Origin of the sequence: Mycobacteroides chelonae (assembly GCF_016767715.1) — a bacterium.
In the GTDB taxonomy this organism is placed as follows: domain Bacteria; phylum Actinomycetota; class Actinomycetes; order Mycobacteriales; family Mycobacteriaceae; genus Mycobacterium; species Mycobacterium gwanakae.
In genome coordinates, this window is sequence record NZ_CP050145.1 from 2,820,560 (window position 1) to 2,840,892 (window position 20,333).

The window sequence follows — 20,333 nt, forward strand, 5'->3', positions numbered from 1 at the left end:
ACCCGCAGCGATTACTACAAGGCGTAGTTGGCGGTGACATAGACTCATCGCGTGCTATATCGGGCGTTCTTGCGGGTAGTCGATCTACTGCCGATGCCGAGCCTGCGGACGCAGCGCCTCATCGCCACGGCGGTCGTGCTGACCCAGGGCGGAATTGCCGTGACCGGCGCCGTAGTTCGGGTCACCGCCTCCGGCCTGGGCTGCCCCACCTGGCCACAGTGCTTCCCGGGGAGCTTCACCCCCGTCGCCGTCGCCGAAGTGCCGCGCATCCACCAGGCCGTCGAATTCGGCAACCGGATGATCAGCTTCCTGGTCGTGATCACCGCCGCGTTGGCAGTACTCGCCGTGACACGCGCACGGCGCCGGCGCGAGGTCCTCATCTATGCCTGGCTGATGCCGGCCTCGACGGTCCTGCAGGCAGTCATCGGTGGCATCACCGTACTGACCGGCCTGTTGTGGTGGACCGTCGCGATCCACCTGCTGGTATCGATGGGCATGGTGTGGCTGGCGACGCTGCTCTACGTGAAAATCGGTGAGCCCGATGTCGTTTCGGATTTCCCCATGGTGCCGCCGCCGCCCGGCCCGCTGCGCCGGCTGACAGCGCTCATCGGTGTGACACTGGCCGCGGTCCTGGTCGCCGGAACGCTGGTGACCGGAGCAGGACCACATGCCGGCGATAAAAGCGTCACCCGCGTGGTGCCCCGATTGCAGGTCGAGATCACCACACTGGTGCATCTACACGGCACACTGCTCATCGCCTACCTGGCATTGCTGCTGGGGCTGGGATTCGGACTGGCAGCCGTCGGTGTGACCAGACCCATCTGGGCGCGCTTCACGGTGCTGGCGGCCCTCACACTGACCCAGAGCCTCGTGGGCGTCGTGCAGTTCTACACGGGTGTGCCCGCGGTGCTCGTCGCCGTCCACGTCGCAGGTGCGGCCGCATGCACAGCAGCGACCGCCGCGCTGTGGGCGGCGCTGACCTCCCCGGCGCTAGCCGCGTCGGCGCTGCCCAAGCGGGCCCAGGCCCAGGCGCTCTAACGCGTCCTCGACACCGATCACAAACTTTCGTTGCGCCAGGTCGCGCTCCTCGGTCTCCAGCTGACGCCAGCCCAGAGACGGCTCGACCAGTTCCAGCTCCAGTAGCCGTGGGTCATCGTCGTGCACACCGCCGATGACATCGACTCGCGCGTACAGCAGCTCAGTCATCGCGACACCGGATTTCGTGGCCGCCGCGGCAAGCGCCGAGGCACCGAACTTCCACAACGCCGCCGACGGCCTCACCGGCGCCAGACGCTCGGAGTGGAACAGACCCGACTCGTCGACCTCGGCGGCGTCACCCGGCGGAGGCAGCAACGCCCCTTTGGTAAACGCGTGGGACGGTTCGCCGTTGAGAAAGACCAATGCCGTCTCGCCGTGCGTGTCGACGCGCGGGTCGTAGGGCTGGATGAGCACCGTGCGGCCCTCATCGTGCAGCGCCTCGGCATGGTTACGCGCAGCCTCCGGGCACGTGAAGCGCCCCGCGCCACGCGATCCACCGGCCACCGCGGGCTTGATCACCAGTTCGCCGTCGGGCAGCACGACGGGCTCATCAGGCGCGAAGAAAGTACTAGGAACCGTCGAGATACCAGCTGCGGCAAGATCATTCAGATAGCGCTTATCGGTGTTCCAGCGCACTACCGACAGCGGGTTGAGCACATTGGGCACAGATCCGGCCCACCGCAGGAATTCATCCAGGCGTTCGGGATAGTCCCAGGTAGCACGCAGGATCACCAGGTCTGCCTGTGCGGCCTCAGGGTCATCCCAGGACAGCCACCGGGCGTGCAGGTCGCGAACACGCAGCGCGGCAACAAGTTCAGCGTCGTCACCGTCACCGGAGACGAGTTGTGGGCAACCGGCCAGAACGATGCGCGGATGGAAGATATCCGGCCGTCCCAGCCTTACGTCCGGGCGACCCACCCGGCCATCTTCTTGGCGTGACCCGGTGCCGGGTTGGCGGTGCTGACCAATTCGCGGTCCCATTCCTCAACGGGCTCGATGCCTTCGACTGCCGCCACGGCAGCATGCGCGGTGGCGATGTCGGCAACCACCTGATCACCCAGGATCCCGTCGGCACCGACCAGCGTGATCCGGACGCCGGCCTGCCCGATGGGCTGCAACACGGCCTTGGTGGGCATGTGATGCGCCTTCACGAACGCGGTCAGCGCACAGTGCACGGTCGACGGAACGGACACCTTCGCGTCTGGCTGGGCTTCGTCGGTCATATGTAGAGCGTACGTGGCCTGGATACTGGTACCCATGCGCGCCATCGAAGTGCCGGTGACCGGCGGACCCGAAGTGCTCACCCTCGTCGAAAAGACAGCTCCGACACCGGGCCCCGGCGAGGTGCTCATCGACGTCGATGCGGTGGGGGTCAACTTCCGCGATATCTATCTACGCAACGGCAGCTACGCCGCCCCGCTCCCCCACATTCCGGGATCCGAGGTCACCGGAGTGGTAAGCGCGGTGGGCGAGGGTGTCGGAAACCTTGCCCCAGGCGACCGGGTCGCCAGCCCCGTGGCCGCCTGGGGGTACGCCGAATCGACCACCGCACCAGCCGATTACACCGCAAAGGTGCCCGAGGGCCTGTCATCGGAGGTTGCCGCGAGCGCCCTGCTTCAAGGCATCACCGCCCATTACCTGCTCACCTCGGTGTACCCCGTCGCCGCCGGTGACACCGTGCTGGTGCACGCCGGCGCCGGCGGTATGGGTCTATTGCTAACCCAATGGGCGAGCCATCGCGGCGTCAGGGTCATCACCACCGTGTCGAGCGAGGCCAAGGAGAAGCTGTCCCGCGCGGCTGGCGCCACCGAGGTGCTGTCCTATCCCGATCCCGCGGATCCGGCGGAGGTCGCCTCACGAATCCTGGAATTGACCTCGGGTGAGGGCGTGGCGGTCGCCTACGACGGCGTCGGCAAGTCGACCTTCGAGGCAAGCCTGGCGGCAGTCCGGGTGCGTGGCCTGATCGCCCTCTACGGGGCGGCCAGTGGCCAGGTACCGCCCTTCGATCCGCAGCGCCTCACCGCCAAGTCGGCAGTGCTCACCCGCCCGACCATGGGGCATTTCATCCGCACCCCCAAAGAATTCGCCTGGCGCGCCGACGATGTCCTGGACCTGGTGTCGCGCGGAACATTGAAGATCACCGTCGGAGCCAGCTATCCGTTGGAGCAAGCCGCCCAGGCCCACATCGCCCTTGAGGCACGCAAGACCACCGGGTCGGTCGTCCTAGTGCCCTAGTAGCCCATTACCGAACAGCAGCGGCCAGCCGACCACCGAGTCGACCGCCAGCGCACAGAAGACCACGGCCAGGTAGTTGTTGGACTGCAAGAACAACCGCAGCGGTTTGATCGGCTGCCCCTTGCGCACACCCGAGTACAGCTGGTGCGCCATCGCCAGGAACCACACCCCGGCCAGGAATGCGACCACGGCGTAGATGACACCGGCGGCCAGCACGAGTGCCAGCGTGGCCAGCACCGTCAGCCAGGTGTAGATCAGGATCAGCCGGGTGACCTTCTCCTCGGTGGCGATCACGGGCAGCATGGGGACGCCCGCAGCCCGGTAGTCCTCCTTGTAGCGCATCGCCAGCGCCCAGGTGTGCGGCGGAGTCCAGAAAAAGATGATCAGGAACATCACCACGGCCGGCCATTGAATGGTGCCGGTGACCGCCGACCACCCGATCATCACCGGCATGCACCCGGCAGCGCCGCCCCACACCACGTTCTGCGCGGTGCGGCGCTTGAGCACCAACGTGTAGATGAAGACGTAAAAGGCGATGGTGGCCACGGCGAGCACACCAGACAGCAGGTTGGCGGTCCACCACAACCAGGCGAACGCTCCGATACCGAGCACGGTCCCGAAGATCAGCGCGTTGCGGGTGGTGACCGATGCGGTGGCCAGGGGCCGGCGCGCGGTGCGCTTCATGACCTTGTCGATGTCCGCATCGGCCACACAGTTCAGGGTGTTGGCACTGGCCGCGGCCATAATCCCGCCGAGAAGCGTATTCAGGATGAGCAGCGGATTCACATGCCCGCGTTCGGCGAGCAACATCGCGGGAATCGTGGTGACCAGCAGCAGCTCGATGACCCGCGGCTTGGTCAGGGCCACATAGGCGAGGATCGTCGAAAGGAACGGGCCGCGAGCACGCGCGCCTTGCGTCTCTCGCATCCGCACCGCGCTGATCCTCCTGGGTAATTAATCCGGTGAGCCAGCCGACCCGCGACACTGAGCGCTCTACTACAGACGATGGTAGACCGCCAGGGTCGCGCGTCGACAACCAAGGTCGGCCCCCGGAACTGAACAGAGGTTGTCCGCCACCGGACTATCACATTGCCCAGGAGGCGTGACCCGGCCGTGAGGCAGCGGCGCGAAATCGGCGGCACTACGATGGGCCCGTGACCGCGATCGACGAGATCCCGACCGATATCCCAACCCTCACCCGGGCCAACCACCCGGATGACTGGACAGACCTGGACTCGCGTGCGGTAGACACCGCGCGGGTGCTGGCCGCCGATGCCGTACAGAAAGTCGGCAATGGGCATCCCGGCACCGCGATGAGCCTGGCACCCGTGGCATACACGCTCTTTCAGCGACAGCTGCGCCACGATCCCAGCGATACCACCTGGATCGGCCGCGACCGATTCGTGCTGTCGTGTGGCCACAGCAGCCTGACCCTGTACTTGCAGCTGTACTTGGGCGGATTCGGCCTGGAGCTCTCCGATATCGAGGCACTGCGTACCTGGGGCTCTTTGACCCCCGGCCACCCCGAGTACCACCACACCAAGGGTGTCGAGATCACCACCGGGCCGCTCGGCCAGGGCCTGGCCTCGGCGGTTGGCATGGCGATGGCCTCTCGGTACGAGCGCGGTCTCTTCGACCCCGACGCGGCGCCCGGCACCAGCCCGTTCGACCACTTCATCTACGTCATCGCCTCCGACGGCGACATCGAAGAGGGCGTGACCTCGGAAGCGTCCTCCTTGGCCGGTACCCAACAGCTGGGGAACCTCATCGTCATCTGGGACGACAACGAGATCTCCATCGAGCACGACACCAAGATCGCACTGAGCGAGGACACCCCCGCCCGCTACGAGGCGTACGGCTGGCATGTACAGACCGTCATCAGTGGTGAGAACGTCACCGGCATCGAGGAAGCACTGGCCAACGCCCGTGCGGTCACCGACCGCCCGTCGTTCATCGCGCTGCGCACGATCATCGGCTACCCCGCTCCCACCAAGATGAACACCGGCGGCGTACACGGCTCGGCGCTGGGGACTGACGAGGTGGCCGCCACCAAGAAAATTCTGGGCTTCGATCCGGAGAAATCCTTCGACGTGGCCCCGGAGGTCATCGCCCACACCCGCGAGCTGGTGCAGCGCGGCAAGCAGGCACATGCGGAGTGGGACAAGGATTTTGACGCCTGGGCCGCCCGCGAGCCCGAACGCAAGGCACTGCTGGACCGGCTGGAGGCGCGCACCCTGCCCGAGGGCTGGGACGCCGAGCTGCCGTCCTGGAAACCCGGCTCCAAGGGTGTCGCCACCCGTGCCGCGTCCGGCGACACCCTGTCGGCGCTCGGCGCCAAGCTTCCCGAGCTGTGGGGTGGCTCCGCGGACCTCGCGGGCAGCAACAACACCACCATCAAGGGCGCCGATTCCTTCGGCCCAACGTCCATCGCGACATCGGACTGGAATGCCGAACCATATGGCCGCACACTGCATTTCGGCATCCGCGAGCATGCGATGGGATCGATCCTGTCCGGCATCGTGCTGCATGGCCCCACCCGCGCGTATGGCGGAACGTTCCTGCAGTTCGCCGACTACATGCGGCCCGCGGTGCGCCTGGCGGCATTGATGAACATCGACCCGATCTACGTGTGGACACACGACTCGATCGGTCTCGGCGAAGACGGCCCCACTCACCAGCCGGTGGAGCACCTGGCCGCCCTGCGCGCCATCCCCAACCTTTCGGTGGTGCGCCCCGGTGACGCGAACGAAACCGCGTACGCCTGGGCGACCGTCCTGGAGCGTCAATCCAGCACCGGCCCAGTCGGTTTGGCACTCACCCGTCAGGGTGTGCCGATCCTGGAAGGCACCAGCCGCGAGGGTGTGGCCAAGGGCGGCTACGTGCTGGAGGCAGCCGATGGCCAGCCCGATGTGATCCTCATCGGCACGGGCTCGGAACTGCAGCTCGCCGTCGAGGCCAAGAAGATTCTTGCCGCCAAGGGAATTGCGGCCTCCGTGGTGTCGTTCCCCTGTGTGGAATGGTTCGAGTCCCAGCCCCAGGAATACCGCGACAGCGTGCTGCCGCCGTCGGTGCGTGCCCGGGTTTCCGTGGAAGCCGGCATCGCGCAAGGCTGGTACCAGTTCGTCGGCGACGCCGGTCAAATCGTCTCACTGGAGCACTTCGGAGCTTCCGCTGACGACAAGACCTTGTTCCGTGAGTTCGGCTTCACCCCGGATGCAGTGGCTGCGGCCGCCGAAAGGTCCATCGCAGCAGCTCAATAACCCCGAATCAGGAAGGGATGAATCCCATGAGCACATCTGATCAGAACGCTAATCTCGCCGAACTGAGCGAAGCCGGAGTCGCCGTCTGGCTCGACGATCTCTCCCGGGACCGACTCAACTCGGGCAACCTCGCCGAGCTGATCGCGACCAGAAGCATCGTCGGGGTGACCACCAACCCGGCGATCTTCCAGGCCGCCCTGTCCAAGGGGCATGCCTACGACGCGCAGATCGCCGAGCTGGCCGAGCGGGGGGCCGATGTGGACTCGGCGATCCGCACCGCCACCACCGACGACGTGCGCGCCGCGTGCGATGTGCTGGCTCCGCAGTACGAAGCCTCTGAGGGTGTGGACGGTCGTGTCTCCATCGAGGTGGACCCCCGCCTGGCCCACGACACCGACAAGACCATCCTGCAGGCCATCGAGCTGTGGAAGATCGTCGACCGCCCGAACCTGCTGATCAAGATTCCGGCAACCAAGGCCGGTCTGCCCGCGATCTCGGCGGTGATCGCCGAGGGCATCTCGGTGAACGTCACCCTGATCTTCTCGGTGGAACGCCACAAGGAAGTGATGGACGCCTACCTGACCGGCCTGGAGGCCGCTCAGGAAGCCGGCCGCGACCTTTCCAAGATTCACTCGGTGGCGTCGTTCTTCGTCTCCCGGGTAGACACCGAGATCGACAAACGCCTCGAGGACATCGGCAATGGTCAGGCGCTGTCCCTGCGCGGCCGGGCCGGGGTGGCCAATGCCCGTCTGGCCTACCAGGCCTACGAGAAGGTGTTCGATCACGGTCACCGGTTCGCCGAGCTCAAGAAGGCCGGCGCACGGGTGCAGCGTCCGCTGTGGGCCTCGACCGGAGTCAAGAATCCCGACTACGACGACACGATGTACGTCGTGGACCTGGTGGCTCCGCACACCGTGAACACCATGCCCGAGAAGACCCTGGAGGCGGTTGCCGACCACGGCGTGGTCACCGGCAACACCATTCATGGGACTTACGACGGCGCCCACGCGGTCTTCCATGAACTGACCCGCGCCGGGATCGATCTGGATGACGTGTTCGAGGTGCTCGAAACCGAAGGCGTCGACAAGTTCGAGGTCGCCTGGAATGAGCTCATCGACGCCACCCAAGCCCAACTCGACGCGGTATCCACCAAGGAGTGAGCGTGGATGACGGTCTTCACACGAAAGGCTCATCCATGACAAACCCGTTGCGAGACAAGCGCGACAAACGTCTTCCGCGTATCGCGGGACCCTGCTCGCTGGTGATCTTCGGGGTCACTGGCGATCTGGCCCGCAAGAAGTTGATGCCGGCCATCTATGACCTGGCCAATCGCGGGCTGCTGCCACCGAGCTTCGCGTTGGTCGGGTTCGCCCGCCGGGACTGGGCCAACGAGGACTTCGGCCAGATCGTGCTCGATGCCGTGAAGGAACACTCACGCACCCCGTTCCGTCAGCACGTCTGGGACCGTCTTGCCGAAGGAATCCGTTTCGTGCAGGGCAGTTTCGATGATGACGAGGCCTTCGAGCAGCTCAAGAAGACCCTGCAGACGCTCGACGAGGAACGCGGCACCGGCGGCAATCACGCCTTCTACCTGTCGATTCCGCCGAAGGCATTCCCCACGGTGTGCGAGCAGCTGTCCAAGTCCAGACTCGCGCAGCCCGTGGACGGCGCATGGCGCCGCGTCGTGATCGAAAAACCCTTCGGCCACGATCTGCAGAGCGCCCGCGAGCTGAATGCCGTGGTCAATGAGGTGTTCCCCGAGGAATCGGTCTTCCGGATCGATCATTACCTCGGCAAGGAGACGGTGCAGAACATCCTGGCGCTGCGGTTCGCTAACCAGTTGTTCGACCCGATCTGGAACGCCCACTTCGTGGACCATGTGCAGATCACCATGGCCGAGGACATCGGATTGGGCGGCCGCGCAGGCTATTACGACGGCATCGGGGCAGCACGCGATGTCATCCAGAATCACCTGCTGCAACTGCTGGCATTCACCGCGATGGAAGAGCCCATCAACTTCTCCCCCGCCGAGCTGCAGGCCGAGAAGATCAAGGTGCTCTCGGCCACTCGGCTGGCCGAGCCGCTCGCCGAAACCACTGCCCGCGGCCAATACGGGCCCGGGTGGCAGGGCAGCCAGCAGGTGCCCGGTCTGCTGGAGGAGGAAGGCTTCTCCAAGACCTCGACCACCGAGACTTTCGCCGCGATCACCCTGGAGGTCGACAGCCGCCGCTGGGCAGGGGTCCCGTTCTATCTGCGCACCGGTAAACGCCTCGGCCGCCGCGTCACCGAGATCGCCCTGGTGTTCAAACGGGCACCACATCTGCCCTTCGACTCCACGATGACCGAGGAACTTGGCGCCAATGCGCTGGTGATTCGGGTGCAGCCCGATGAGGGCGTCACGCTGCGCTTCGGATCGAAGGTTCCGGGCACCGCGATGGAGGTACGAGACGTCAACATGGACTTCTCGTATGAGCAGGCCTTCACCGAGGAATCGCCCGAGGCGTACGAGCGATTGATTCTCGACGTGCTGTTGGGCGAGCCCTCGCTGTTCCCGGTGAACGCCGAAGTCGAGTTGTCGTGGCGGATCTTGGATCCCGCCCTGGACTTCTGGGCGTCGGAAGGAAAACCCGAGACCTACGAATCCGGCACCTGGGGCCCCCAGTCGGCGTTCGACATGCTGGCCCGTACGGGACGTGACTGGAGGCGACCATGATCATCGATCTGCCCGACACCACCACCAACGACGTCAACAAAAAGCTGGTGGAGCTGCGCGAAACCGGTGGTGCGGTCACCATGGCGCGCGTCCTGACCCTGGTTGTCATCACCGACGCCGGCGATGACGTCGAAGAGGTCATCGAGGCTGCCAACGGCGCCAGCCACGAGCATCCCTGCCGCATCATCGTGCTGGAGCGCAATCCGCTGGCCCCCACCACCGGGCTCAATGCCCAGATCCGAGTCGGGGGTGACGCCGGAACCGGCGAGGTCGTCGTATTGCGGCTGCGCGGCCCTCTCGCCGCCCACGAGCACAGTGTCGTGATCCCGTTCCTGTTGCCCGATACACCGGTGGTGGCGTGGTGGCCCAACCAGGCGCCCGCCATTCCCGCGAAAGATCCGCTGGGACGTCTGGCGATCCGCCGCATCACCGATGCGACGACGGCACCAGACCCCTTGAACGCCATCAAGAACCGGCTCGCCGGATACACCCCCGGCGACACCGACCTGTCATGGAGCCGGATCACCTACTGGCGTGCGCTGCTGGCCTCGGCCCTGGATCAGCCACCGTACGAGGGCATCAACTCGGCAGTGGTATCCGGGCTCGCCACCGAACCCGCGCTCGATGTCACCGCGGGCTGGCTCGCCTCACGTATCGAAGGACCCGTCACCCGGCTGGTCGGCGAGCTCAAGGTGGAACTGCACCGGGACAGCGAGGTCGTCACCCTGAGCCGGCCGCAGACCGGGGCCATCGCGACCTTGGCCCGCACCGGGCGCCCGACAGCATCACTTCCGTTGCCGCGCAGAGAGACACGAGATTGCCTGGCCGAGGATTTGCGCCGCCTCGATCCCGATGAGATCTACCGCACGGCGCTTGAGGGAATCGCGAAGGTGCAATACCTATGAGTGAAACAATCATCGAAAAGTACGCGGATACAGACACTTTGGTGACCGCGGCAGGCGACCGGCTGGCATCGGCAATCGCCGGAGCCCTCGCCGAACGCGGCAAGGCGCTGATCGTGCTCACCGGGGGCGGTACCGGCATCGCCCTGCTCAAGCATCTGCGCGAGGTGGCCAGCGATCTCGACTGGGCCAACGTCCACGTGTTCTGGGGCGACGACCGGTACGTCCCGAAGACCGATCCGGAACGTAATGCCTGGCAGGCCTGGGAGGCACTGCTTGAGCATGTCGACTTCCCGCTGCGCAACATGCACGCGATGCCCAACAGCGAAAGCGAGTATGGCACCGACCTGGACGCGGCCGCACTCGCCTACGAGCAGCTGCTGGCGGCCAATGCCGAGCCCGGCCAGGACTGCCCGGCCTTCGACGTCCACCTGCTGGGCATGGGCGGCGAGGGGCATATCAATTCACTGTTCCCGCATACCGATGCCGTCAAGGAAACACACCGACTGGTGGTTGCGGTGCCAGACTCCCCCAAGCCACCACCGCAGCGGATCACGTTGACACTGCCCGCAATTCAGCGTTCACGCGAGGTGTGGTTGATCGTCTCCGGCGAGGCCAAGGCCGAAGCCGTCGCGGCGGCGATCGGAGGGGCCGATCCGATCGATGTGCCCGCGGCGGGCGCCAGGGGCACCGAACGTACCGTGTGGCTGCTGGACGAAGCCGCCGCGAGCCAGCTGAACTAGGCGCAGGCCCCAACCGGGCCCTCATGCGGCCGCGATCGGCCTACACCCTGTGCGTGGCGGTCTAGTTCTCGTTGCCCTGTCCCGCGGCGAAGAGCGCGTCCGGGTCTACGGACAGGCCATGCGCCGCCTGGGCCGATGTCGGAGCAGACAGCTGAGCTGGCGCACCCGGCGAGGGTGCGACGGCGGGTCCTGGCGCGGGCGTTTTCAGACGCTGCACACTGATCGCGAACTCCGCCACCGCATCCCGGATCGCTGCCGCATGCTCGTCAAGACGGTCCAAGAGCTGCGACAGCGTGCGGCCCATCTTGTTTCCAAGCTCGGAGGCATCCGCCACGGCGGAGGCGATCGTGGTCGCCACGCTGCCGCCCTGGGTGATGGGTGAGGCCGCCCGGGCCGCCGTGAACTCGGTAATGACGTCGTCCACATACCCTTCCACCCATTGCCCGAGCATGCTCCGGGTATGCGTGACCAGGTCCGTCACGACGTTGATGCGCTGATTGACATTCGCCGCGACGAGGCGCAGCTCCTGCAAAGCGTCATCGAGAGCACCTGCCGCCTCACCGAATCCTGTTGCGGCCGCCCCGCTGTGACCGTCGCCCAGCGCACTGAGCACCGCCGACAGTTCCTGTTGCACATTGGTGACATCGGCAATGCAATAGCGCCAGAAGGTGGCTTCGGCGGACGCCGCGACGGGGTCACCCCGCATCGCATTGAGCGGTTCTTCCAGGAACTGCACATGCTCGACCAGGAAGCCCAATCCGGCGTCATAGAGGCGAGTGAGCGGTTTCAGCTCGGCATCAAGGGTGTCCACCGAACCCTTCACCAATCTTCGTCATCGCGGCGACAGTCTGGTCCTCCGCCTCGGCGATCTGCCGAGCTTGATCGTGAAGGCGCTGTCCCGTCTCCACGATGACATCGCCGAGCGTGCGGACCGCGTCAGACAGCTCATCGATGCTTCCCCGCACCGACATCACGAAATCCGACGACACAGACCCCAGGTCCTGATCGCCGAGCCCCTCGCCGTGATGCTCGAGCAAGTACCGCACGGACTCCCCGGCGCTCTCGAGGTTCGCCGCCTCGTGCAACACCACATCGCGGTCAAAGTGGAAGGTCCCGCCCGGCTCATTGCTCATGTGGACGGTCCCAGATGTTCACCCTCCCCAAGGTGCCCCCCGTCCAGGTAGCCCTTGACGTAGTCCATGGCCGGTCCGTCACCGGTGAGGTCATGCAACGTGCTGTGGATCTGGCTGGCCGCATTGACCTGTGCCGCGGCGATAGTCCTGGTGATGATTGCCGACAGATCTCGCGCGTCCATCGACAGTGTGGACTCATCGAGATCCAGCGCCTCGATGCGGCCGCCGGACCCAACGGTCACCGCGACTCCCACATCATCCTTGGCGTGGCCGCGAACCAGGCCCACGGTCTGCTGCACGTACTGGGCGCGTTGCCCAAGAACCTCCAGGCGATCCTGGTACTCACGGATCCATTGGCGAGGGTCACCACGGCACTCCGACATGTCGAGGGGCTCCTTTCCTGGGGGTGCGGCCGGTGAAACGGGAACGTCCCCTCCGCGTCCCCGGTCCACCGACCGCTGATGGCACTCGTCGACTTCTGTGCCATACATAGAGATTGATGGTCCGAGGACATGAATCGGTTCCATGAATTTTGAAGAAATTTCTCGGCAAATAGATGAAACATCAACTACCAGCGAGAATATCTACCGCAGAGACAAAACAGCGGACTACCTGTGGAGTAGTCCGCTGCCGGTAAAACGTCGTTCCGCTATCCGCCGAGCTTGATCTCCAGCCCGACGCCGATGATCGAGATCACCCAAATAGCAGTGACGAAGTAGGTGAGCCGGTCCAGGTTCTTCTCCACCACGGTTGAACCGGAGAGGCTCGACTGCACGCCACCACCGAACAGCGTGGACAGACCACCGCCCTTCGCACGGTGCAACAGCACCAGCAAGACCACGAGCAAGCTCGTGATCACCAGGATGATCTGCAACGCCAATTCCATGGTGGGTAGCCTACCGGCTCGGTTCCGCTCACCTGCGCAGGGACTCCGTTCAGCTCACCGCCGAACTATCGGCCAGCCAGGTATTGCATTCCCACAGCCGATTCTTGAGCGAACCATGCCGCCACCATGCCTCGGCGTGCTGGTTGGAACCGTGGTCACGCGTCGGCTGCTGTCCGTCTCCGCGATCCTGGTCATTCCAGGCCAGGTCGAGTTCCTGCTGAGTGATGGTGCCACCACGTCGGGAGCCAAGGAACATTCCCGAGAAGCACTGGGCCTGCAGTTCCAGTCGTCGGGAGAGCTCAAGTCCCAGCGGTGAATCGACTCCGGCAGCGCGGCGCTGGCGCCAGTACTCATCCCACATCCCGCTGAGCTCCTGCGCATGGTGCCCATACTCGTGGGCGTAAACAGCCAGGTAGATACCGTCATGATTCCCATACCTGCCCGGAGGCACACCCACGATCGACATGTAGATGGTGTTGTTCGAGGGGCAGTAAAAGGCGGCCCTCTCCCTTCCGAAATATTCGCCTCCACAGGGCGAATCCACATAGTCTCCCGCCACTACCAACCCCGGCGACGACCACGGCAGGCTGTGCCCGTCAAGCAGCCGCCGCCACTCCGGATCCATGCACCCGCGAAGGTCGCGGTAGAAGGCGTCGGCGTGCGGGATGTCGAACGGCCATGTGCTCGTGGAGCACGGCGCATTCGTGAATCCCGCGTCCTGATTCCGAAATAACGGATTGTTGCCGAGCGCGAACACCGGCTTGGGGCCAGGAGGCGGCGGGGGCGCCGGTGCCGTGGTGGGCCTCGTCGACGATGAGGTCCACACGGCGGTACTGCGAACTGTGGTCGAGGGGTACTGCCACGTGGTTGTGGCTCGCATCGAACGGTCTCTATTCGGACGCAGTGCCCATACCGCCATCGTGCCCAGCACGAAAGCGACAACCAGAGCGCAAACTACGCCGGCGACGATCAGGCCGGTGTGAGACCCACCGTGCGCACCCGGCCGCGGTCCGTATCCGGTCGGCGGCAGATATACCGGACGCACCGGTGGCACTGGGTAGGCGGGCCGCGGTTGAGGCGCAGGGTATCCCGGCAATGGCGCAACGGGCGGTGGACGCCATCCACGCGGAGGTGGCGCCATCGGAGCCTGCGCGGGCGGCGGTAATGGTGTACCCCAGCCGGGCACCGGCCTGGATTGGTAATACGGCTGCTGCCCCATGTGGTCCGCCCCCTGAACACCTTCGGTGAATGCGCGCCAGCATATCGACCCTGACCTAGGGTTACCGCCGTGGGAGAGATGATTCGCGGGGCGGTGTTGCGGCTGTTGATCTGTTTAACGCTCGGTACCGGATGGCTGGTCGCGGCGACGCCTGCGCGCGCAGACGATCCCGCCGGCACCGTGGCGGTCGCCATGAACCTGGCCGAGGACGGCACGCTGCACATCACCGAAACCATCACGCCTGCCAAGGACCACGTGCTGCAACGTCGCCTGCTGCTCGACACGGCCGTCGAAGGCAATCGGGTACAGCATTTCGAAGTCGACCAGGTAGCCACTACCGGTGCCGCCCAGGCGATCTCGGACGGTAACGCGTTGACCGCCGTCGCTCACGGCCCGGCCACGATCAGCTACACGGTGCGCGGCGCTGTCACCGACATCGGTGATCGGCAACAGGTGTTGTGGCCCGTAGCCTCCGGATGGGACTCGGGACTGCGAAACGTCACGGCCTCGTTCGTGTCCCCGAGCACCAAACCCAGCTCTCCCGAATGCTCCGTGGGCGCACCAGGTTTTCAAATACGTTGTACCTCAGCGCAGGTCGATCACACCGGGGTAATCCGGCTTCAGCAGAACGAACTCCCACCGGATTCTGTCGTCGTCTTCAGTGTCATGCTGCCGGCCGGTACGGTCCCGGCCAGCGCCACCTTCACAACAATCCCCGGGGCGTCGGGGCCGTTCGCGCTGACGAGGTCGTCGATCACCGCGCTCACAGGGCTCGGTGGCACTGCGATCGCGCTAGCCGGCTGGGTGATTACCGCGCGCCGTCGTGATTCACGGGCCGCCGAAATGGCCATCGCCTTGGCCGATCCCCTCGTGCACGATGACAAGGGGGCACGATTCGCAGCACCGGACGGTGTCCTACCGGGACAGGTTGGCACCGTTGTCGATCTGCGTGTCGACGCTGTGGACCTCACCGCGACGATCGTCGACCTCGCGGTGCGCGGATACCTCTGGATCGCCGAAACAGACGGCCCCGGTGCACAGCTCGATTGGCAGATATCCCATCGCGCTCCGATGGATGGCCTACTGACCACATACGAGACCCAGCTGCTGAATATCCTGCTCCCCCAAGGCACCGAGACGGTCTTCGTATCTAGCTTCCAGACACCGGATTCCCGGCTGGATCTTGGCGGCATCTCCGACACGATGTATGCCGACGCCCAGCGCAATCGGTGGTTCCGCCGTTCGCCAGAACACGTTGGCTCCCTTACCCGTTGCGGGATCGGCGTGCTACTCGGCGGTCTCGTGATCACGGTCGCCCTGGCGCTGAGCGTCGGCAGCGCCATGATCGGTGTGGCGGTATGCGGCGTAGGAGCCGTCTTCGCACTGGCCGGAATGCTACTTCCGGTGCGGACGGCTCGTGGCCGGCTACTGGTAGCGCATGTGGCCGCGCTGCGCCGCTACTTGGGTGAGCTCAACATGGAGGACTTGGAGCCCACCGACCGGGAGCTCATCCTCACCCGGGCGGCGCCCTACGCTGTGGTCCTGGGGCAGCTCGACGCATGGCTCAAAGCCATGGAAACACTCGATACCGCCGCAGACGGCTCACCCGGAATCGATTGGTACGAAACGACTTCCGAAGAACTCAACAAAACCACGGCGAACATCACCGCGAATCTGCCGACCTTCCTCACCATTCTGGACGGCGTGTTGGCGCGCGGCGCGCACCTACAGAACCTGCCGCAGAACTGAGTTAGAGCAGCGGGCCGCCCGCCGCGATCGCCGACATCTGGGCGAACTGCTCGCCATCCAACGAGGCGCCGCCCACCAGAGCGCCGTCCACATCTTCCTGCGCAACCAATTCGCCCACGTTCTTGGCATTGGCCGAGCCGCCATACAGCACTCGCACAGACGCTGCCACGTCGGCGTTGGCAATCTGCGCCAACTCGGCCCGGATCGCCGCACACACTTCCTGAGCGTCGGCGGCACTGGCCACCCGGCCGGTGCCGATCGCCCACACCGGCTCGTAGGCGACGACGACCTTCTCAACCTGCTCGGAGGTAAGCCCGGCCAGCGATCCCCGTAACGAGTCCACGTTGTATTGCACGTGGTCGCCCGCTTCGCGGATGTCCAGGGCTTCTCCGATGCAGACGATGGGCGTCAGACCGTGTTTGAGGGCCGCAGCCGCCTTGGCGGCGACCAGCGCATCGTCCTCGGCGTGGTACTGACGACGCTCGGAATGCCCGACCACAACGTACGTGACGCCCAGTTTGGCCAGAAATGCACCGCTGATCTCGCCGGTGTAGGCACCCGAGTCGTGTACCGACAGGTCCTGTGCGCCGTAGGTCAACCGCAGCTTGTCCCCGTCGACCAGAGTCTGCACGCTGCGGATGTCGGTGAACGGCGGAATGACCGTCACATCCACCTTGTCGAAATACTTGTCCGGCAACGAGAACGCGATCTTCTGCACCAGGGCGATGGCCTCGAAGTGATTGAGGTTCATCTTCCAGTTGCCAGCGATCAACGGCTTACGCGACATGCGATGCTCCTCTAGCTTTCGAGAACGTCGATACCCGGAAGCGTCTTGCCCTCAAGGTATTCCAGGGATGCGCCACCACCGGTGGAGATGTGCGAAAAGCCGTCGTCCGGCAGATCCAGCGCACGCACCGCGGCCGCCGAATCACCGCCTCCGACCACGCTGAACGCACCCTTCTCGGTGGCCGCGATGATCGCCTCGGCCACCCCTCGAGTACCCGCGGCGAAAGCCGGGAACTCGAAGACACCCATCGGACCATTCCAGAAGATGGTCTTGGCGTTCGACAGCACGGCCGTGAACCGCTTCACCGACTCGGGCCCGATATCCAGACCCATCTTGCCGTCCGGGATAGCGTCTGCAGCAACGATTTCCGAGGGTGAATCGGCGGCGAACTCGTCCGCTGCCACGATGTCCATCGGCAGGTGAATCACGTCGGCATAGGTATCCAGCAGCCGCTTGCACGTATCGACCATCTCCGGCTGCACCAGCGACTTGCCCACCGGCAACCCCTGCGCGGCCAGGAAGGTGAAGCACATCCCGCCACCTATCACCAGGCTGTCGGCCTTGGTGGCCAACGATTCGATGACGGCCAGCTTGTCGGAGACCTTGGACCCGCCGAGCACCACCGCATACGGGCGCTCGGTGCTGGCCGTGAGCACGCGCAGAACTTCCACCTCGGCGGCCACCAGACCACCCGCGTAATGCGGCAGCAGTGTCGCCACGTCGTAGACGGAGGCCTGCTTGCGATGCACCACGCCGAATCCATCGGAGACGAACGCACCATCGGTACCCGTTGGGCCGCCGACCAATTCGGCGAGCTCCTGGGCGAGCGCTCGTCGCTGCGCGTCATCCTTGCTGGTCTCACGCGGATCGAACCGGATGTTCTCCAGCAGCAGCACGTCACCGTCGGTCAGGCCTTCGGCACGCGCCAGCGCATCCGTCCCGACAACGTCGCCGGCCACCTGCACGTGCTGCCCCAGCAGTTCACTGAGCGCCGCACCGACCGGAGCCAGGGACAGCTTGGGGTCCGGCGCACCGTCCGGGCGGCCCAGGTGCGCGGTGACGATGACCTTGGCCCCGGCACCCGCGAGCGCGCGGATGGTCGGGACCGAGGCCACGATGCGACCGGGGTCGGTGATGTTGAGATTGTCGTCGAGCGGGACGTTCAGGTCCGACCGGACCAGCACGCCCTTGCCCGAAACTCCCTCGGCCAGCAGGTCGTTGAGGGACTTGATCGCCATCGTTACAGCGACTTGCCGACCAGGCCGACCAGGTCGACGAGGCGGTTCGAGTAACCCCACTCGTTGTCGTACCAGGAGACCACCTTGGCCTGGTTGTCGATCACCTTGGTCAATCCCGCGTCGAAGATCGAGCTGTGCGGGTCGGTGACGATGTCCGAGGACACGATCGGCGCGTCGTAGTACTTCAGGATGCCCTTGAGCTTACCCTCCGCGGCGGCCTTCATGGCGGCGTTGATCTCGTCGGCGCTCGCGGCCTTGGCGAGTTCCACGGTGAGGTCGGTCGCCGAACCGGTGGGGATCGGCACACGCAGGGCGTAACCGTCGAGCTTGCCCTTGAGCTCGGGCAGCACCAGACCGATGGCCTTGGCGGCACCGGTCGAGGTCGGCACGATGTTCAGCGCGGCGGCGCGGGCACGGCGCAGGTCGCTGTGCGGGCCGTCCTGCAGGTTCTGGTCCTGGGTGTAGGCGTGGATGGTGGTCATCAGGCCCTTGACGATGCCGAACTCGTCGTTGAGCACCTTGGCCAGCGGTCCGAGGCAGTTCGTGGTGCACGAGGCGTTGGAGATGATGTTCTGGCTGCCGTCGTACTTGTCGTCGTTGACGCCCAGCACGATGGTGATGTCCTCGTCGCTGGCGGGCGCGGAGATGATGACCTTCTTGGCACCGGCGTCCAGGTGGCCCTGCGCCTTCTCACGCTTGGTGAAGATGCCGGTCGATTCGACGACGACGTCGACACCCAGGTCGCCCCACGGCAGCGCCGCCGGGCCTTCGCGGACCTCGAGGGCCTTGATCTTGTGGTCGCCGACCACGATGGTGTCGTCGCCCTCCAGGCTGACGTCGTACGGCAGCCGCCCCAGAATGGAGTCGAATTTCAGCAGGTGGGCCAGGGTGGCGTTATCGGTCAGGTCGTTGACCGCGACAATCTCGATGTCGGTGTTGATCCCTTGAGCCTTCTGCGCGTCCAGTGCCCGAAAGAAGTTCCGGCCGATCCGGCCAAACCCGTTTACGCCTACCCGGACAGTCACGTAGCGCTCCCTCTTAGTCTGTTTGATCTGTGGTGTACCCGTTATCGGCACTCACATTAGCCCAGGGGGTGAGCCATTTCGTCCCGGCCCAGTCGCGCGACGATATGGGCGATGACCGCCAACACCAGCGGCGCCACGCCAGCGATGACGAACACCGTGGTGTTGCCGATGATGTGCGCCACCGGAACCACCAGTGCGAACGAGGCAGGCAGGCCGACGAGGGACACGAAGAAGTCCATGCTGGCCGCGCGGCCGAGCATCTCCTCGGGCACGCGACGCTGCATCAGGGTGCCCCAGATGACGTTGGCCGCCTGCATGGTGCCGCCCACGATGATCATGGCGAGGGCGATCATCCAGACGCGTCCGGTGAACCCGATGAGCAGCAGGGGCAAGGACCCCGCTCCCCACATCAGGATCATCACCGTCAGGTACCGGCGGGCCAGAGGCAGTGACGACACGATGAAGGACCCGGCCGCGCCAGCCAGACCGAACAACGCCAGCACCGTGGCATGTGTGCCTGGGTCTCCGCCGTGGTCCCGGATGACGAACGGCAGCAGAATCTCGATGGGCCCGACGACCACCAGCACATAACCGATCGCGAACAGCAGCGTGGCGAAGAACCACGTGGTGCGCACCATGTAGCGGAACCCCTCCGCCAAATCGGCCAGCGCACGGCGCACGGGATGCTGACGTACATCGGGCGCGGCGGCCGGCTCGTGGGTGTGCCGAACCAGCAGCAGACAGCCCAGACCCGCCGCCACCAGCGCACCCTCCAAGAGGAACGCCCCACCCGGTGACCACACGCTGACGATGGCGGCACTGACCGCGGGACCGGCCGCGAGCTGCATCACGGGCCGCAGCACACCTTCGATTCCGTTGGCCGCCAACAGCTCATCGGCGGGCAACAAACTCGGCAACAACGCGGTGTAGGCCGGGATGTAGAAACCCTCGGCGATCCCGAACAACAGTGAGTTGAGCGCCAGATGCCAGATGTGGGCGGCACCCGTCAGCGCGAGCGTCGCGGTGGTGAACATCAGCACCGTCTGCACGGCCAGCGAGCACCGCATCACCCACAACTTGGGCAGTCGATCAGCGGCGACACCGGCGGGCAGCACGCTGATCAGTAGACCCACGCTGAAGGTGGTGCCGACGATGGCCACCTGCGCCGGCCCGAGTCCCATTCGGATGACCTGCCAGACAAGCGCCACCGTCCACATGCCATTGCCCAGCAGGGTCACCGCCAGGCCCAGAGTCAGCAGTCGATAGTCGCGATGCCGCAGCGGACGCAGTGCGCGCGGGAGTCCGGTGCTCTGATGGTGTGGCTCTTCGCCCGAAGAGTCCTCGGGCATTTCCCCAAGGACCGCTTCGGTTTTCACCTGCTTAGCGAAGTCCACCGATTCAGGGT

20 protein-coding genes are annotated in these 20,333 nt (G+C 65.3%); 8 read left to right on the forward strand and 12 right to left on the reverse strand.

The window, feature by feature from the left end; all coding sequences use genetic code 11:
* The first annotated feature begins 51 nt into the window (after positions 1–51).
* A complete protein-coding gene (locus HBA99_RS13845; RefSeq protein ID WP_109494439.1) occupies positions 52–1,038 on the forward strand; it encodes a COX15/CtaA family protein in 987 nt (328 codons plus the stop codon).
* Here the strand turns inward: HBA99_RS13845 and HBA99_RS13850 are convergent.
* Together HBA99_RS13850 and HBA99_RS13855 are read right to left on the reverse strand one after the other, a co-directional pair.
* On the reverse strand, positions 991–1,956 hold the full coding sequence (locus tag HBA99_RS13850) for an ATP-grasp domain-containing protein (protein ID WP_070952574.1): 966 nt from the start codon (positions 1,954–1,956) through the stop codon (positions 991–993). The genes HBA99_RS13845 and HBA99_RS13850 overlap by 48 nt on opposite strands.
* On the reverse strand, positions 1,938–2,261 hold the full coding sequence (locus HBA99_RS13855; RefSeq protein WP_070952642.1) for a hypothetical protein: 324 nt from the start codon (positions 2,259–2,261) through the stop codon (positions 1,938–1,940). Before HBA99_RS13855 ends, HBA99_RS13850 begins: the two co-directional genes overlap by 19 nt.
* 34 nt (positions 2,262–2,295) lie before the next feature.
* Here HBA99_RS13855 and HBA99_RS13860 point away from each other — a divergent pair, with 34 nt between their 5' ends.
* Positions 2,296–3,273, forward strand: a complete 978-nt coding sequence (locus tag HBA99_RS13860; protein ID WP_070952575.1) for a quinone oxidoreductase family protein — start codon at positions 2,296–2,298, stop codon at positions 3,271–3,273.
* Here HBA99_RS13860 and HBA99_RS13865 read toward each other — a convergent pair.
* Positions 3,262–4,200, reverse strand: a complete 939-nt coding sequence (locus tag HBA99_RS13865; RefSeq protein ID WP_070952576.1) for a heme o synthase — start codon at positions 4,198–4,200, stop codon at positions 3,262–3,264. The genes HBA99_RS13860 and HBA99_RS13865 overlap by 12 nt on opposite strands.
* A 227-nt stretch (positions 4,201–4,427) precedes the next feature.
* On the opposite strand from HBA99_RS13865, the gene tkt reads away from it, so the two are divergent.
* Genes tkt through pgl form a run of 5 tightly spaced genes read left to right on the forward strand, consistent with a single transcriptional unit; the run spans position 4,428 to position 10,891 of the window.
* Positions 4,428–6,533, forward strand: a complete 2,106-nt coding sequence (tkt, locus tag HBA99_RS13870; protein ID WP_070952577.1) for a transketolase — start codon at positions 4,428–4,430, stop codon at positions 6,531–6,533.
* A 26-nt stretch (positions 6,534–6,559) separates the two neighbouring features.
* The gene (gene tal / locus HBA99_RS13875; protein WP_070952644.1) at positions 6,560–7,693 is read left to right on the forward strand and encodes a transaldolase; all 1,134 of its coding nucleotides are present in this window, start codon (positions 6,560–6,562) and stop codon (positions 7,691–7,693) included.
* A 35-nt stretch (positions 7,694–7,728) separates the two neighbouring features.
* Complete coding sequence (zwf, locus tag HBA99_RS13880; protein WP_070952643.1) at positions 7,729–9,246, forward strand: glucose-6-phosphate dehydrogenase; 1,518 nt, start codon at positions 7,729–7,731, stop codon at positions 9,244–9,246.
* Complete coding sequence (opcA, locus tag HBA99_RS13885; RefSeq protein ID WP_030093488.1) at positions 9,243–10,151, forward strand: glucose-6-phosphate dehydrogenase assembly protein OpcA; 909 nt, start codon at positions 9,243–9,245, stop codon at positions 10,149–10,151. The genes zwf and opcA overlap by 4 nt, the downstream gene beginning before the upstream one ends.
* On the forward strand, positions 10,148–10,891 hold the full coding sequence (gene pgl / locus HBA99_RS13890; RefSeq protein ID WP_030093489.1) for a 6-phosphogluconolactonase: 744 nt from the start codon (positions 10,148–10,150) through the stop codon (positions 10,889–10,891). The genes opcA and pgl overlap by 4 nt, the downstream gene beginning before the upstream one ends.
* A 61-nt stretch (positions 10,892–10,952) precedes the next feature.
* On the opposite strand, the gene HBA99_RS13895 is transcribed toward pgl, so the two are convergent.
* The 5 genes from HBA99_RS13895 to HBA99_RS13915 all read right to left on the reverse strand — a co-directional run bounded on the left by HBA99_RS13895 (position 10,953) and on the right by HBA99_RS13915 (position 14,129).
* On the reverse strand, positions 10,953–11,702 hold the full coding sequence (locus HBA99_RS13895; RefSeq protein WP_030093490.1) for a hypothetical protein: 750 nt from the start codon (positions 11,700–11,702) through the stop codon (positions 10,953–10,955).
* Positions 11,689–12,024 carry a hypothetical protein gene (locus HBA99_RS13900; RefSeq protein ID WP_030093491.1) on the reverse strand — a complete coding sequence of 112 codons (336 nt, stop codon included), beginning with the start codon at positions 12,022–12,024 and terminating at the stop codon, positions 11,689–11,691. Before HBA99_RS13900 ends, HBA99_RS13895 begins: the two co-directional genes overlap by 14 nt.
* Positions 12,021–12,407, reverse strand: coding sequence for a hypothetical protein (locus HBA99_RS13905; protein WP_030093492.1), 387 nt, complete (start codon positions 12,405–12,407; stop codon positions 12,021–12,023). Before HBA99_RS13905 ends, HBA99_RS13900 begins: the two co-directional genes overlap by 4 nt.
* A gap of 266 nt (positions 12,408–12,673) precedes the next feature.
* Positions 12,674–12,910: a preprotein translocase subunit SecG gene (secG, locus tag HBA99_RS13910; protein ID WP_030093493.1), complete on the reverse strand. Its 237-nt coding sequence runs from the start codon at positions 12,908–12,910 to the stop codon at positions 12,674–12,676.
* Positions 12,911–12,959: 49 nt separating this feature from the next.
* Positions 12,960–14,129, reverse strand: coding sequence for a neutral zinc metallopeptidase (locus HBA99_RS13915; protein ID WP_070952578.1), 1,170 nt, complete (start codon positions 14,127–14,129; stop codon positions 12,960–12,962).
* A 78-nt stretch (positions 14,130–14,207) separates the two neighbouring features.
* Between HBA99_RS13915 and HBA99_RS13920 the strand changes: the two genes are divergently transcribed.
* Positions 14,208–15,878 carry a DUF2207 domain-containing protein gene (locus tag HBA99_RS13920; RefSeq protein WP_070952579.1) on the forward strand — a complete coding sequence of 557 codons (1,671 nt, stop codon included), beginning with the start codon at positions 14,208–14,210 and terminating at the stop codon, positions 15,876–15,878.
* 1 nt (position 15,879) lies between these two features.
* Here the strand turns inward: HBA99_RS13920 and tpiA are convergent, their stop codons facing one another.
* The 4 genes from tpiA to HBA99_RS13940 are packed head-to-tail and all read right to left on the reverse strand — an operon-like array spanning position 15,880 to position 20,208.
* Positions 15,880–16,665: a triose-phosphate isomerase gene (gene tpiA, locus HBA99_RS13925; RefSeq protein WP_057967983.1), complete on the reverse strand. Its 786-nt coding sequence runs from the start codon at positions 16,663–16,665 to the stop codon at positions 15,880–15,882.
* 11 nt (positions 16,666–16,676) lie between these two features.
* On the reverse strand, positions 16,677–17,903 hold the full coding sequence (locus HBA99_RS13930) for a phosphoglycerate kinase (RefSeq protein WP_030093497.1): 1,227 nt from the start codon (positions 17,901–17,903) through the stop codon (positions 16,677–16,679).
* Positions 17,904–17,905: 2 nt separating this feature from the next.
* Complete coding sequence (gene gap / locus HBA99_RS13935; protein ID WP_030093498.1) at positions 17,906–18,928, reverse strand: type I glyceraldehyde-3-phosphate dehydrogenase; 1,023 nt, start codon at positions 18,926–18,928, stop codon at positions 17,906–17,908.
* Positions 18,929–18,984: 56 nt separating this feature from the next.
* Positions 18,985–20,208 carry an MFS transporter gene (locus HBA99_RS13940; RefSeq protein ID WP_030093499.1) on the reverse strand — a complete coding sequence of 408 codons (1,224 nt, stop codon included), beginning with the start codon at positions 20,206–20,208 and terminating at the stop codon, positions 18,985–18,987.
* Positions 20,209–20,333 lie beyond the last annotated feature (125 nt).